13 protein-coding genes are annotated in these 15071 nt (G+C 65.4%); 3 read left to right on the top strand and 10 right to left on the bottom strand.

Annotated elements, in window-relative coordinates:
• Positions 1-51 precede the first annotated feature (51 nt).
• Complete coding sequence (locus G6N27_RS16130; protein ID WP_163777559.1) at positions 52-204, bottom strand: hypothetical protein; 153 nt, start codon at positions 202-204, stop codon at positions 52-54.
• Between the two features lie 315 nt (positions 205-519).
• On the opposite strand from G6N27_RS16130, the gene G6N27_RS16125 reads away from it, so the two are divergent.
• The gene (locus G6N27_RS16125) at positions 520-1128 is read left to right on the top strand and encodes a TetR/AcrR family transcriptional regulator (RefSeq protein ID WP_163777557.1); all 609 of its coding nucleotides are present in this window, start codon (positions 520-522) and stop codon (positions 1126-1128) included.
• Between the two features lie 688 nt (positions 1129-1816).
• Here G6N27_RS16125 and G6N27_RS16120 read toward each other — a convergent pair.
• The 9 genes from G6N27_RS16120 to G6N27_RS16080 all read right to left on the bottom strand — a co-directional run bounded on the left by G6N27_RS16120 (position 1817) and on the right by G6N27_RS16080 (position 13140).
• Positions 1817-4897 carry a replicative DNA helicase gene (locus G6N27_RS16120; RefSeq protein ID WP_163777554.1) on the bottom strand — a complete coding sequence of 1027 codons (3081 nt, stop codon included), beginning with the start codon at positions 4895-4897 and terminating at the stop codon, positions 1817-1819.
• A 621-nt stretch (positions 4898-5518) separates the two neighbouring features.
• Complete coding sequence (gene rplI, locus G6N27_RS16115) at positions 5519-5977, bottom strand: 50S ribosomal protein L9 (RefSeq protein ID WP_163777552.1); 459 nt, start codon at positions 5975-5977, stop codon at positions 5519-5521.
• A 31-nt stretch (positions 5978-6008) separates the two neighbouring features.
• Positions 6009-6266: a 30S ribosomal protein S18 gene (gene rpsR, locus G6N27_RS16110; protein WP_163777548.1), complete on the bottom strand. Its 258-nt coding sequence runs from the start codon at positions 6264-6266 to the stop codon at positions 6009-6011.
• A 33-nt stretch (positions 6267-6299) separates the two neighbouring features.
• Positions 6300-6824: a single-stranded DNA-binding protein gene (locus G6N27_RS16105; RefSeq protein WP_163777544.1), complete on the bottom strand. Its 525-nt coding sequence runs from the start codon at positions 6822-6824 to the stop codon at positions 6300-6302.
• Between the two features lie 114 nt (positions 6825-6938).
• Positions 6939-7229: a 30S ribosomal protein S6 gene (gene rpsF, locus G6N27_RS16100; RefSeq protein WP_163777541.1), complete on the bottom strand. Its 291-nt coding sequence runs from the start codon at positions 7227-7229 to the stop codon at positions 6939-6941.
• An 84-nt stretch (positions 7230-7313) separates the two neighbouring features.
• Positions 7314-8951 (bottom strand): glycosyltransferase family 87 protein, encoded by a 1638-nt coding sequence (locus tag G6N27_RS16095; RefSeq protein ID WP_163777539.1) that lies wholly within the window; start codon positions 8949-8951, stop codon positions 7314-7316.
• Positions 8948-11449: a transglycosylase domain-containing protein gene (locus tag G6N27_RS16090; protein WP_276044617.1), complete on the bottom strand. Its 2502-nt coding sequence runs from the start codon at positions 11447-11449 to the stop codon at positions 8948-8950. Before G6N27_RS16090 ends, G6N27_RS16095 begins: the two co-directional genes overlap by 4 nt.
• Positions 11424-11858 carry a DUF5318 family protein gene (locus G6N27_RS16085; protein ID WP_163777533.1) on the bottom strand — a complete coding sequence of 145 codons (435 nt, stop codon included), beginning with the start codon at positions 11856-11858 and terminating at the stop codon, positions 11424-11426. The genes G6N27_RS16090 and G6N27_RS16085 overlap by 26 nt, the downstream gene beginning before the upstream one ends.
• Positions 11859-11961: 103 nt before the next feature.
• Complete coding sequence (locus G6N27_RS16080) at positions 11962-13140, bottom strand: LLM class flavin-dependent oxidoreductase (RefSeq protein ID WP_163777530.1); 1179 nt, start codon at positions 13138-13140, stop codon at positions 11962-11964.
• A gap of 226 nt (positions 13141-13366) precedes the next feature.
• Between G6N27_RS16080 and G6N27_RS16075 the strand changes: the two genes are divergently transcribed.
• Complete coding sequence (locus tag G6N27_RS16075; RefSeq protein WP_163777527.1) at positions 13367-13909, top strand: PadR family transcriptional regulator; 543 nt, start codon at positions 13367-13369, stop codon at positions 13907-13909.
• Positions 13910-13964: 55 nt separating this feature from the next.
• Positions 13965-15062 (top strand): inositol-3-phosphate synthase, encoded by a 1098-nt coding sequence (locus tag G6N27_RS16070; protein ID WP_163777524.1) that lies wholly within the window; start codon positions 13965-13967, stop codon positions 15060-15062.
• Positions 15063-15071 lie beyond the last annotated feature (9 nt).

Raw genomic sequence — 15071 nt, 5'->3', positions numbered from 1 at the left:
CTCCTAATCGTGTGAGGTTTTAGCGTGAAATTGCGGGCGTTGCGCCCGGGATCATGGCGCGGCCGGTCGACCCGGGATCGGCTCGACGCCACCAGTGAGGACCGCGGGGGCGGCCGCGTGCAGCGCGATGTAGGCGACGGCGAATTGCGGTGATGTCCCGGCCGCCTCCGCCTGCCTCCCGATGGTCGAACTCCGAGTAGTCATGCAACCGCCTCCCTGCCAGGTTGGAATGACTACTTCACAAAACCGCATAATGTTTGGAATGTCAACACCAGAATCAGGGGGCCCTCCCGCGATGAGTACTCGCACAGGCTGCACCACCCCGGAACGCATCCTGACCGCCCGTATCACGTGGTAAACCATATGATCTGCAGCGATATTGTCAGCGATTCCGCCTGATGCACGCTGGTGGACGTCTACATGGCCTTAACGGCGCTAGTCTCTCGTTACTGAATTGAGCACTCTAGAAAAATAGGATTTCTTTGGAACTTACATACCAAAGAAGGCTATTCTTGTGAGATGATCACGCGCAAGGGCCAAGCCACCCGTGACCGCATCCTGGCCGAGGCCGCGGCCCTGATGTTCCAGCAGGGAGTAGCTGGCACCAGCTTCGAGGATCTCCAGGCCGCCGCCGGGGTCAGCGCGTCGCAGATCTACCACTACTTCGGCGACAAACACTCCCTCACGTGCGCCGTCATCGGGTATTGGAGCGACGCGAACCTCGGGTTTCATAAACCCCTGCTCGCCCACCTCGACGACATCGACGCATTGCGCGCCTGGGCCCAGGCGATCGTCGCCAGCGCGCGGGCCAACGACTTTCGCGGAGGATGCCCGTTGGGTTCGTTGGCAAGCGAGCTCGCCGACAGAGACGACGTCGCACGAAACGACGTCGTGGTCGGTTACCGGCGATGGCAGGGCGCCATCCGTGATGGCCTGGGAGCGATGAAGGCCCGCGGCGCACTCGTCGAAAGCGCCGACGTCGACCAACTAGCCATGGCATTGCTGGCCGCCCTGCAGGGCGGCCTGCTGCTGGCCAAGACCTTCCGCGACGGCGAGCCACTGAGGACCGCACTGAACACGACCATCGATCACATCGCCTCCTTCGCCACGCCGCAACGGCGCAGCTGAGGCGCCGTGCAAGGCCTTGAATGGGCTTTCGATCAGCTGCCGCCTGCGGCGCGCCTAGATCGTCGTTCTGGTCGCGCTTGTTGTGGGCGCACGCGCGTCGTCTGATGCGCTGATCAGGACTGGGCTATCGCCAGCGCGATATCCAGGGTGGTCTCTATTGTTCGATTCTGTTGCGCGTCATAGCGATACGAGTTCAAGGTTCCTTACCAAGTACCAACCAGTGACGGCCGGCCGGCTATCCGCACGATGCCCGGCCAACGCCATATCCAGCGGTCCTACGCCGTGAAAAGCGCTGTGACAACCAGCGGGCCGTTGGTCACGAATCTCATTGCGGTGCTCGGCAGCTGCGTTCCCGTGATGAACAGAAGCAGTGCCACGATGCCCACCATCAGGTAGGCACCCAGCTTGGCGCGATTCGAAGGACTCCTTGCACTATCTTCGATCTCCGGTAATTTGCACGCGCTTTCACGAGACTAGATCTCAGATTAACGTGGGCAGAAATTGTTGTGCAACAGTAATTTTCGTCTAGAAGTTGACCGCCGGCTACACCGATAAAGGCGGGGCGTTCTAAGAACCAGGGGCCCACCGACTCCCGCCTATTTGCGTCGCGCGTCTCACTCGGTTGTCCAATTGGACACGCAGTGGACATTTCATTTGAGAATTGGACACGGGATTTGAGAACCTACACTCACCGCGCCATGTTGGCGAAGCGCGACAGGTGCAGCTGGTGAGCGACGGTCACCGTCTTGGTCGGGCCGTTGCGGTGCTTGGCCAGAATCAAGTCCGCCTCGCCACCGCGAGGATCATCGCGCTCGAAGGCATCGGGCCGGTTCAGCAGGATGACCATGTCCGCATCTTGTTCGAGGCTGTTATGGGCTGAAATGCCTTGTGCCACAAAGTTATTCGTGCCAGGGACAGTTCCATCATAAACATCTTGTTCGCCTATGCTGCTGATCTCCACAATCTTGTCCCAAAATACATGGCTAGTAGCCAATGCATGGATTTCGCGGTCCTCCAGCATCGCGGCGACGCTGTGCAACCGCGGCCGACCTGGTGCAAATCTGCGTGTCGCACCAGCAAAGGATGCGTTAAGCGAAGCCGAGAGTTCGCGGTGCGTGATTCCTTTGGCAGCCAGCGCTTCTCCGATTTTGATCCACACCTCTTTCGGTACTGTGTCAGAGCCTGGACGACCGCTGCGAGTGTCCAGCTTGGCAAGAACCTCTCGCGCAGCGGCCCCTCGAATGCCGTGCACACCGACGCTTCGTAGGAACCTGCTCTGGTTCTCTGCCCTGTCGATATACAGATGCCAGCAATCACGGTAGCCAGACTTCGGCACGCGCGCTATCCGCGAGCATACGCCGAGACGCAGTAGCAGCTGCATGACATCGTCGACTAGTTGCCGGCTCGTAGACGCGTAGTAGATCTGTGCGTGGTCAGACGACTGATTCCAGAGCACCGATCCATCGGTCGCCCAGAGATGCCGCAGGAATAGCGCTACCTGATCGTTCGGCAATGCGAAAACTGTCTGCGGCACGAACTTTTCGTAGCTCCGCAACCCGAACAGCCCGAGCTTGTCCAGCCATGCGGCGATCGGATTACGTCGACCATGCGTCAACCGATACGGAGCGGGCAACCGCAGCGTAGTAACCCTGGCGGCGGGGTAGTCATCACGCACCGCAGTCACTCCGAAATACGCCGCCGAAACGGCCACCGCAGCGAGGTTGGCCTCGTCGATCGACGCATACCGGATCGGCTGCTTCTTCACACACGAGCCGTCGCCGATCATGTGCGCCAGCAGAACGACCTCGGAGTCGGCCATCCGCTGTGTGCCAACCGGCTCCGGAATCCGGCGCGGCACCGCCAGCCGGTCGCCAATCGTCAACTCTTCCAACGGTGTCCACCCGTCAAGCGTCCTGAACGGATGATTGCCGGTGGCCTCGACTTCGCGCCCAGAAGCCAAGCGCAGCCGGAACACCTCCTTGCGGCCGCTCGGGAACACGTTCGTCATCGGCCGGGCCACCGTTCGCAGCTGCTCGTCCAGCGACCACACCAGGGGCCGCTCACCCGTGCGCATCAGCTCGCCGAACGTCACTTCGGCACCGGTGTCGGCCCGCAGGATCCGCGTCGCAGCGGTCAGGCATCCCGATTCACGAAGGTCCGACAGCATCGGTTTCTTGTCGGTGCGTTGCTCGGGACCACGGTTGAGCTGGCTGATCGCGATCACCGGAACCTCAAGCTCCTTGGCCAAAAGCTTGAGATGCCTTGAGAATTCAGACACTTCGAGCTGCCGTGACTCGACCTTCTTGCCCGATGACATCAGCTGCAGGTAGTCCACGACGACCAGGCGCAGATCGGCTTTCTGCTTCAGCCGACGCGCCTTGGCGCGGATCTCCATCATCGTCAGGTTCGGCGAATCGTCGATATACAGTGGCGCCTCGCTGATTTCGCTCATCCGCCGCGCCAGCCGTGTCCAGTCGTCGTCGCTCATTCGGCCCGACCGCATATCGCCGAGTTTGATCTTGGCCTCGGCGGACAGCAGCCGCATCACGATCTCGGACTTGCTCATTTCCAGCGAGAAGATGACGCTGGCCATCCGGTGCTTGATCGAGCACGACCGCATGAAATCGAGACCCAGCGTCGAGTTGTGCGTCGGCACCATGCCGCGGCCGGCCAGATACAGGTGCGAGGCGTTGTCGACCTGCACACACCGCACCGGAACGCTCGTGACCGGGCGAACTTTGTCGACTTGCAACACCGGAGCCATCACAGTGGTCGCGCCCGAACGCCCCGCGGAAGGCACGACGGATCCCGCAGCGGAGATAGTATCCAGGCCGCTAATTAATTGGCCCGTTGTGCGGATGCCAAACGCCGTCGGCCACGGGTGCTCAGCGTCAGCGACGATCACCGTGCCATCGGAGAACTCCACCTCGTAGCATGGCCGGCCCAGCATGATCTCGGTCGCGGCCACGACGCGCGTCGGACGTCCGTCTGGGCCCATCAATTCATCGCCGACGGCGACGTCGCCCATGGTCGTCCAGCCGGTCGGCGTCGGCAGCGGGGTATCCAGCGCCAGCGCCTTGCCCACGCCAGGCCTGGCCGCGACGATGATCATCTGCCCGGGGTGCAGCCCATTGGTGACCTCGTCGAGTTCCGTGAACCCGGTCGGCACACCACGCGCCAGACCGCCGTTGGAGGCGATGGCGTCGATCTCGTCCATCGTCGGCTGCAGCAGGTCTTCCAGCGGCACGAAGTCCTCGGACAGCCGCCGCTCGGTGACCTCGTACATCTCGGCCTGCGCGCGGTCGACCACCTCGGCGACGTCGGCGCCGTCAGCGCCGGCGTAGCCGTACTGCACCACCCGGGTCCCGGCCTCGACCAGCCGTCGCAGCAGCGCCTTCTCCGCGACGATCCCGGCGTAGTAGCCGGCGTTGGCCGCGGTCGGCACCGTCGAGATCAGCGTGTGCAGATAGGGCGCCCCGCCGATTCGGCGCAGCAGCCCGCGGCGATCCAACTCCGCGGCCACCGTCACCGCGTCGGCCGGCTCGCCGCGGCCGTAAAGATCCAGGATGGCGTCGTAGACGTTCTGGTGCGCCGGGCGGTAGAAGTCGCTGGGCCGCACCCGCTCCAGGACATCGGCGATGGCGTCCTTACTCAGCAGCATGCCGCCCAGCACCGACTGCTCGGCGGCGAGGTCCTGCGGCGGTTGACGCCCGTAGTCCTCGCTGGGGACGTCCGCTCCGGCACGACCCAAATCGTCTACTACGGCCACTGAATCTCCCGCCTCCTCCGCACGATGATCGAACGCGCATTCGAAACCGGCGACCTGACGTTAGGTCATGCCACCGACACCGCTCGACTCAGCCCGACCGCCCGAGTGGCCCCCGTCTAAACGGGGGGACCCCCCACCCCGGGCGCATCGTCGGCCTTCGCCCTCGTGACCAACTCGAGCCCACAGTCGGCGGGACTCCCACCGCGGGCCGCGCTGTCGGTCTTCGAACGCCGGCATCACCTCACGACGGGTCGACGTTAAAGGTTGCTGGCGAGGACAACAAACGGTGTTGTTCATAGACCTGTGCATCGTGTGTGCATATCCATCCGCGCCCGTGTTGAGGGGTTGTGGAGAACTTGTGGAGCAATATGCGACTTTGCAACATCACTGCAGATAAGCGCACCACACAGCTGCGGATTTTGTGTGGATGGGAATCTCTACGGCGTGTCGTGACTGGTAGCCACTTCGGGCGTGTTGCGTTTCAGCCAATGATTAACCGCGTTAACGGACGGTAACGTTCGCTATATCTGACCGACGCGGGCGAGTTCGCCACAGCGTCAACCGTGCTTTCTGCCCCGGTCCGGGCCGGTGACGGCTGAACCGGGGTAGGGTGTCGAACCTCTAGCCTTCGGCGACGACGTCGAGCGCGACCTGCACGTCGACCTCGGGGTGCACATGCAGCATGATGGGGTGGCTGCCGACGGCCTTGATGTGGCCCTTGGGCAACCGGACGACCCGTTTGTCGAGGTTGGGCCCGCCGGCCTTGCGGATCGCGGTGACGACGGCACCGGCGGTCACCGAGCCGAACAGCTTGCCCGAATCGCCTGCGGTCTTCACCGGCAGCGCAACCGAACCCAGCGCCTCCAGCGCGGTCTTGATTTCGTTGGCGTGCTCGCGGTCGCGGACCTGCTTGGACTCGCGGGCGCGACGGATGTCGGCCACCTGCTTCTCAGCACCGCGGGAGGCGACGATGGCCAGGCCGCGCGGCAGCAGGAAGTTACGGCCGTAGCCGTCTTTGACTTCAACGGTGTCGCCGACGGACCCGAGGTGGTCGACGTCGGCGGTCAAAATGAGCTTCATTGTTTCGCTGATTCCGTTCTGCGCTTAGCGGTTACCGCGACGCGGAGGTGAAGGGCAGCAATGCCACCTCGCGGGCGTTCTTGACCGCGATCGCAACGTCGCGCTGGTGCTGCACGCAGTTACCGGTCACCCGGCGGGCGCGGATCTTGCCCCGCTCGCTGATGTAGGTGCGCAGCAGCTGGGTGTCCTTGTAGTCGATCGGCTGGCCCTTCTTGGAGCAGAAGATGCACTTGCGGGTCTTGATCGGCTTCTCCGGCGCCGGGCGCCGCTTGTTACTGGACTTGGCCATGTCTGTCTCTTTCGTTCTGTCGTAAAAAGTTGGTTAGAAGGGTGGCTCGTCGTCGCCGCCGCCGAACGAGCCCGATGCCGGGGCACTGCCCCACGGGTCGTCGCCGCCGGCTGCTGGTGCTGCGCCGCCGCCGCTCGGGGCCGACTGACGGGATCCGCCGCCACCACCGAAACCGCCGCCGCCACCGCCGCTGCGGCTGGCCTTGTTGACCTTCGCGGTGGCGTACTTCAGGCTCGGGCCGATCTCGTCGACCTCGAGCTCGACCACGGTGCGCTTCTCGCCCTCACGGGTTTCGAACGAACGCTGCTTGAGCCGTCCGCTGACGATCACCCGCGAGCCACGGGTCAGGCTCTCGGCCACGTTCTCGGCGGCCTCGCGCCAGATGTTGCAGCGGAGGAACAGCGCTTCGCCGTCCTTCCACTCGTTGGTCTGGCGGTCGAACATGCGCGGCGTCGACGCGACGGTGAAGTTCGCGACGGCCGCGCCCGACGGTGTGAAACGCAGTTCGGGGTCGGCGGTCAGATTTCCGATGACCGTGATGACGGTGTCACCAGCCACTGTGAACTCCTCAGTCCTTCTGGGCACGCCGGAAGCGGCGCATGATCATGAGCGGTGTCTCGCTGAGCCTACGCAACGGCTCCGACGCGACGCGGTCAATCGTCAACAGGTCAGTCAGTGCTTGTCGGTGCGCATCACCTTGGTGCGCAGCACCGACTCGTTCAGGCTGAGCTGGCGGTCGAGCTCGGACACCGTCGCGGGCGCGGCCTTCAGATCGATCACCGCGTAAATGCCCTCGGCGTGCTTGGCGATCTCGTAGGCCAGCCGGCGCTTGCCCCAGATGTCGACCTTCTCCACCGATCCGCCGTCCTTGCGGACAACGTTGAGAAAGGTCTCCAACGAGGGAGCCACGGTGCGCTCGTCGAGAGTGGGGTCGAGGATGACCATCAATTCGTATGGACGCATGGGAACCTCATCACCTCCTATGGTCGTGTGCGGCCACGGGGTCCCCGTGGCAGGAGGGTCGCCTGCGTCGGCAACCGCCATAGGTTACCGGACGGGGGCCGAGCTGACGAAATCCGCTTCGGGCGCATCGGCGGCGACCGGCTGCTGACGGCGGCCCGGGCGCAGCAACGGCGGCAGCCAGCTCGGCGGTGCGTCGGGTGCACGGTCGAATTCCCCGCCCGCCGGATCGTCGACCCGGCCGCCCCAGCGGACCAGATCCTCCTCGGGCCGATAGATCTGGCGGACCACCAGCGCGCACAACCCCAGCACCGCGAGGTCGCGCAGCAGCACCGTCGCGGTGAACCACTGCTCGGGCAACCCGCGATCGGGCACGCTGTACAGGTAGTACATCCGCGGCACCCACACCAGCGCGTCGATCGTCATCCAGGCCAGCAGAATCCGGCGGTGCGGCAACGCCAACACCGCCAGCGGTACCAGCCACAGCGAAAACTGCGGGCTCCACACCTTGTTGGTCAGCAGAAACGCCACCACCACCAGGAACGCCAGCTGCGCCACCCGCGGGCGCCGGGGAGCGGTCAGCGCGACGAAACCGATTGCCGCACAGCACACCACGAACAAAACCAGCACGACGGCGTTCAGATGCTCAGGCGGCTGCCAGAAACCGAGGTTGGTGTCGAAACCCCGCCAGCCGGTAAAGGATCTGACCACGTTGTACAGCGAATCCATGTCCTCGCCGCGGCGCGCGTTGAGCCGGAAAAATTCCGACCAACCCCGCGGAAACAACACCAGCACAGGCAGATTCACCAGCAGCCAGGTCAGCCCCGTCGTCGCCGCAGCGCGAGCCACGCCGCGCAGCCGCCCGGCTCTGATGCCCAGCACCAGCAGCGGACCCAACAGCAGCAGCGGATACAGCTTGGCCGCGGTGCCCAGGCCGATCAGCACCCCTGCGAGCACCGGCCGTCGTCGCGCCCATGCCAGCAGGCCGCCGATCGCCAAAGCCGTTGCCAGCGAATCGAAATTGGTGAAGATTTGAAAGATCACCAACGGTGACGCGGCCACCAGCGCGGCGTCCCAGACGCGGCGCCCGGCCAGGCCGGCGGTGGCCCACACGGTCGCCAACCAGGCCAGTGCCAGCCCGAGCGCGGCGATGTCGAAGAACACCACCACCTCGGCAACGACGGGTAGCGGGATCAGCTTGCTGAATGTGGTGTAGGTCTTGGCCAGCGACATCGCGACGTATTGGTAGACGCCGGTGAGGACCGGATATTCCATGTAGCGCACGGCGGGCAGGCCGTCATAACGGGTCTGCGGTTTGCCGCTGCCGTCCTTCTCGATCCAGCTGGACTTGTACGGAAACTTGCCCTGACTCAACAACTCCGCGCCGTACAGCGGCACGGTGTCGGAATAGCACAGTTCGTAATAGGCCCGCTGGTTCTCCCAGTTGGCGACCCGCTGGTCGGGCGGCCCCGTCCCGATGGTCTGCAGGCACGGCGCCTTCGTCGACCACCCCAACGCCAGGAACACCAGCGCGATCATGAACATCACCCGCACGGGCGTGAACACGGCCGTGCGGCCGATGAGCGCGTGCCGGCCCACCGGGCCGCCCACGACACCGGACAGCGCTGCGCCGAGAAAGTCGGTGCGGCTCGGGCAATCCCGGTCATCCGCCGACCGGAGATCGGCGGCCAGCCGCCGCGGCGAAATGGCGGCGCGGTCGGTCACGGCGGCGGTGCAGGTGCAGGTGCCGGCTCGGGCCCTCCCGGCGGCGCGGGCGGCGGACCGACGGGAACCGTGGTGGGCGGTCCGATCGGGATGGTGATGCCCGGCGCGATCTCCATCGTGGGCTGGATGACGGTCATCGGGGGTGGTGCAGGTGGTGGTGGTGGCGCGGCGGGGACGCCGGCGGATCCGCCGATTTCGGTGGGCTTGGGAAACGACTCGATGGACGTGCCCTTGAGGGCCCCATCCATCGTCGCCTTCCAGATGTCGGATGGCAGACCCGATCCATAGATCGCGCCTCCCCACTTGCTCACCAGCGGAATGTCACCTCGCGTGGTGCCCACCCACACCGCGGTCGCCAGCGACGGCGTGTAGCCGACCATCCAGGCGTCCTTGTCGGCGTCGGTGTCACCCAGCTGCGTGGTGCCCGTCTTGGCCGCCGACGGCCGGCCGCCGGCCAGATTGTGTCCGCGCGAGTACCCCGCGATCGGCTGCATCGCCGAAGTCACGTTGTCAGCGACGTCCTTGGGGATGCGCTGCTCGCCGTTGTTGTCCGAGCTGCCGGCGTCGAACAGCACGCGGCCTTCGGCGTTGACCACCTTCTGCACAAAGTGCGGGCGGTGGTACACCCCGGAGTCGGCCAGCGTGGCGTAGGCCGAGGCCATGTCGATCGCCCGGGTTTGATACTGGCCCAACACGATTCCGTTGTTGGGTGGGCCGCCCTTGCCGTCTTCGGACAACGTGTGCGCCACGCCCGGGAAGCTGGTCGCGATGCCCGCCTGGTGTGCGGCCTGAGCGACGTCCTCGGGGCCGTTCTTCAGCTTGAGCATCAGCCGGTAGTAGGAGGTGTTCAACGACCGCTTCAGCGCCTCGGCGATGTTGCAGACCCCGCAGCCTTCGCCCTCCACGTTGGTGATCTTGATGCCGTTGACGGTCAGCGGCGAGCTGTCCACCTGGTAGCCCAGCCCGATGCCCTGCTCGAGCGCGGCGATCAACGCAAACACCTTGAACGACGATCCGGTCTGCAGCCCAGCCTGGGCGAAGTCGAACCCGTTGGCGTCGGACCCGCCGTAGTAGGCCTTCACCGCGCCGTTGTGCGGGTCGATCGACACGACCGCGGTGCGCATGTCGGGGTTCTGGCCCTCCATGTACTTCGACACCGCGGACTCGGTGGCCTTCTGCGCCGTCGTGTCGATCGTGGTCGTGATCTGCAGCCCTTGGGTGTTCAGCGTCTGCTCGTCGATGTTGAACAGGTCCATCAATTCGCGGGTCACCTGACGTTGGATCAACCCGTTGGGGCCCGTCGTCTGGTTGCGCGCGCGGGCCTGCTCGGGCGGCACCGTCGGCGGAAACTGCTGTGCCGAGCGGTCCGTCGGTGAGAGGGCCTTGTCGTCGACCATGCCGTCGAGCACCCAGTTCCACCGCTCGGTGGCACCTTCCAGGTTCACCGCGGGGTCCAGCGTCGACGGCCGCTGGATCAGCGCCGCCAGCAGCGCGCCGTCGGCGATGGTGAGCTGCTCGACCGGCTTGCCGAAGTAGGCCTGCGAGGCCGCCGAGATGCCGTAGGCACCGCGGCCGAAATAGATGATGTTCAGATACGCCTGCAGCACATCGTCTTTGGACCACTCCCCCGACATCTTGGTGGCGATGACGAGTTCCTTGGCTTTGCGGACGAGTCCGCCGACTCCGGCGCGCTGCGCTCCCACCAACGCGTTCTTGACGTACTGCTGGGTGATCGTCGAACCGCCCTGGGTGTCGCCGCCGAAGAGGTTGTTCTTGAACGCCCGCGCGAATCCGCTGAAGGAGAAGCCGGGGTTGGAGTAGAAGTTGCGGTCCTCGGCCGCGATCACCGCCTGACGCACATGCACCGGTACCTGGTCGATGTTGACGTCGACCCGATTGCCTTCGGGCGGAACGATTTTCGCCAGCTCGGAGCCGTCGCTGGCCAGGATGGTCGAGACCTGATTGGTGCGGATGTCGCCGGGCTTGGGGATGTCGACGATGAAGTAGGCCATCGCAAACGTGACGATCGGCAACAGCAGCAGCACCACGGCGCTGACGTAGAGGCCGCGACGGACCCAACGCCAGTTGATGTGCTCGAGCCGACTCCAGTCGATCCGTTGCAGCCAGCCCCAGTCCGGCAGCGGTGGCTTGCCGCTCGGCGGACGCCCACCGGGCGGGCTGCCTGCCGCGTGCTGGCGACGGGGCGGCGGTGCGGCAGGGGGAGGCTGACGCGGCCCGCGGTCGTCGCGGTCCGCGCCGCGGGGGGTGGGCCGGCCGTCCAGCGCGGCCTTGACCGCTTCGATCGGATCGCGCAGATGATGCGGCACGTCGTCGCGGTCACGCACCGGCGGCAGGATCGTGGTCAGCCGATCGTCGGGCGGGATCGGGGGTCGCTTCCGCGGGCCACCGGGTTTCGGGCCGCCAGCAGCCCCTGACGAACGATCAGCGGCTGACTGGTCTTGCGGCCCTTCGCTATTCACTGGCCGTGCGGGCGCCATCGCGCGCCGTCCGTGTGCTGCGCGGCTTCCGCGGCGGACGAGCCGTCCGGGCCGCGCCGAGCACATACGACTTGACCAGATGATTCCAGCTGCAAGTGCGGCATACCTCCACCACGTGTACGGCGAACTCCTCGAATCGGGTCGCCAGCATGACCAACTCTTCGGCGGTGCGCGCAGAGCCGGACACGGCGCCCAGGTGCTCGCCGAACACCCACGACACCAGCGTCAGCTGCTCCTTGCGGCAGATCGGGCACATCACCGAGCTGGCCTTGCCGTGGTACTTCGCGGCCCGGAGCAAATAGGGGTTGGCGTCGCAGACCTCGGACACCCCCGTCCGGCCCGAGTACACCTCGGCCAGCAGCGAGCGACGTCGAAGGGCGTAGTCCACCACCTGTCGCTGCAATCGCACGATGACCAGAGTACGTCCGCCCGGCCGGTGTCGAGATGTAGGTCGGTTACGTTTCCGACGCGCGCGGCGTGAGCAGCAGCGTCGCCGTCAGACTGCGGTCGGGCTATGAAGCACTGACGTCACCGAGCCGGGGCAGGAACGCCGATCGAACGGGCTCGGTCGAGCGTCCGGCCGCGTCGAGCAGCCCGCGCTGGGCCAGCAGAGGTCGCACACCCTCGCCGAAGATGTAGGCCTCCTCGAGGTGTGGGTAGCCGGACAGGATGAAGTGGTCCAGGCCCAGCGCGGCGTACTCGGCGATGCGATCGGCTACCTCCTGGTGCGAACCGACCAGCGCGGTGCCCGCGCCGCCGCGCACCAGGCCGACGCCGGACCACAGGTTGGGATAGATCTCCAGCTGACGGGCGTCCGCACCGGCCGCGAAATCCTCACCGCCGCCGTGCAATTGGCGCATCCTGCGCTGGCCCACCGATTCCGAGCGGGCCAGCGACTGCTGGGCGGCGGCCACGGTCTCCGGGCTGAGCCCGCTCAGCAGCCGCTGGGCCTCTGCCCACGCCTGCTCGCTGGTATCGCGAGAGATGACGTGCAGCCGGATGCCGTAGCTCAATTGCCGGCCCTGCGCCGCGGCAAGGCCACGGATCCAGTCCAGCTTCTCCTTGACCTGTTCGGGGCGCTCACCCCAGGTGAGGTACGTGTCGGCGTAGCGGGCCGCGACCTCGCCGGCCTCCGGCGACGAGCCGCCGAAGAACACCGGCGGCAGCGGATCGGGGTGGCGCGCCAAGCTGCCTTGCTCGACCTGCAGGTGCTCACCGGTCACGCTGACCGGCTGCTCGGACGTCCACAACCGCCGGACGATGTCGAGGAACTCTCCGCAGCGGGCGTAGCGGGCCTCTTTCGGCAGGAAGTCGCCGAACGCTCGCTGCTCGCTGCTCTCGCCGCCGGTGACCACGTTGAGCAGCAGCCGGCCCTGCGACTGCCACTGGAAGGTGGTCGCCATCTGCGCGGCAAGAGTCGGGCTGACCAACCCAGGCCGGAACGCAACGAGATACTTCAGCGTCTCGGTGCTGTTGATCAGCATCGCGGTGGTCAGCCAGGCGTCTTCGCACCAGAGTCCGGTGGGCGTGAGCACCGCTTCGAAGCCGTTGATCTCGGCGGCCTGGGCGAGCTGGGTGAGATATCTCAGGTCGGCGGGCCGGTCGCCGCGCATGTTGCTGCCGTGGCCGCCGGCGATCAGGTCGCGCGAGTCGCCGTAGGTGGGAAGAAACCAGTGAAAGTGAATTGGCACGTTGTCTGGTTATGCCTGCGGGATGCCGACACGAACAGGCTTGCAACCAGGGTGATTCCAACTCGACGGGCTTCGGTGTATTCGTCCTGACACTGCGGCCACGGCCGGCTGAACGTAGGGTAGACGCCAACTGGAGTGATCGCTAATATATCGGGGCGATACTATGGCGCGAGACTGTTAGCCGACATAGCAGCGTTGCACAAAACCGAGCAAAGGAGGTGACTCGATGCTGGAACTCGCCATCCTGGGACTTCTGCTCGAGTCGCCTATGCATGGTTACGAGCTGCGCAAGCGGTTGACCGGTCTGCTCGGAGCATTTCGGGCCTTCTCGTACGGGTCGCTCTATCCCGCGTTGCGCCGGATGCAGTCCGACGGCCTGATCGCCGAGAACGCCGCCCCGACCGGAACGCCGGTGCGTCGCGCTCGACGGGTGTATGAACTGACCGACTCGGGCCGGCTGCGTTTCAGCGAGCTGGTGGCCGACACCGGCCCGCACAACTACACCGACGACGGCTTCGGCGTGCACCTGGCATTTTTCAACCGCACACCGGCCGAAGCGCGGATGCGCATCCTGGAGGGCCGTCGCCGCCAGGTCGAAGAACGTCGCGAAGGTCTGCGTGAAGCAATTGCGCGGGCCAGTAATTCGCTGGACCGCTACACCCGGCAGCTCCATCAGCTCGGGCTGGAATCCAGTGAGCGCGAAGTCAACTGGCTCAATGAACTGATCGCGGCCGAACGTGTAGCGCAACGCGGCGCTGAGCAGGCCTAGAGCCAGGCACCCCACCACATCCACTGCACGGATATCGAGTAAAGGAGAACGCCCAATGAGTGAGCAGAACGCGCCCCAGGCGTCCACCGAGGTACGAGTCGCCATCGTCGGCGTCGGGAACTGCGCTTCCTCACTGGTCCAGGGCGTCCAGTACTACTACGACGCGGACGAGAACAGCGCCGTGCCGGGCCTCATGCACGTGAAGTTCGGTCAGTACCACGTCCGCGACGTCAAGTTCGTCGCAGCGTTCGACGTGGACGCCAAGAAGGTCGGCTTCGACCTGTCCGAGGCGATCTTCGCGTCGGAGAACAACACCATCAAGATCGCCGACGTGCCGCCGACCAATGTGACGGTGCAGCGCGGCCCGACCCTGGACGGCATCGGCAAGTACTACGCCGAGACCATCGAGATCTCCGACACCGAGGCCGTCGACGTGGTCAAGGCGCTCAAAGACGCCAGGGTCGACGTGCTGGTCTCCTACCTTCCGGTGGGCTCCGAAGAGGCCGACAAGTTCTACGCCCAGTGCGCGCTCGACGCCAACGTGGCATTCGTCAACGCGCTGCCGGTATTCATCGCGTCCGACCCGGTGTGGGCCAAGAAGTTCACCGATGCCGGCGTGCCGATCGTCGGCGACGACATCAAGAGCCAGGTCGGTGCCACGATCACGCACCGGGTGATGGCCAAGCTGTTCGAAGACCGAGGGGTACAGCTCGACCGCACCATGCAGCTCAACGTCGGCGGCAACATGGATTTCCTCAACATGCTCGAGCGTGAGCGGCTGGAGTCCAAGAAGATCTCCAAGACGCAGGCCGTGACGTCGAACGTGCAGCGCGAGTTCAAGACCAAGGACGTGCACATCGGCCCGTCCGACCACGTCGGCTGGCTCGACGACCGCAAGTGGGCCTACGTCCGGCTCGAGGGCCGCGCGTTCGGCGACGTGCCGCTGAACCTGGAGTACAAGCTCGAGGTGTGGGACTCGCCGAACTCCGCCGGCGTCATCATCGACGCGGTGCGGGCGGCCAAGATCGCCAAGGACCGTGGCATCGGTGGACCGGTGGTGCCCGCGTCGGCGTACCTGATGAAGAGCCCGCCCAAGCAGCTGCCCGACGACATCGCGCGGGCGCAGCTGGAAGAGTTCATCAGCGAGGGCTGATCTTGTGCG

The sequence above is a fragment of the Mycobacterium cookii genome (genome assembly GCF_010727945.1).
GTDB lineage: Bacteria > Actinomycetota > Actinomycetes > Mycobacteriales > Mycobacteriaceae > Mycobacterium > Mycobacterium cookii.
This window is presented reverse-complemented; position numbering and strand designations above follow the sequence as displayed.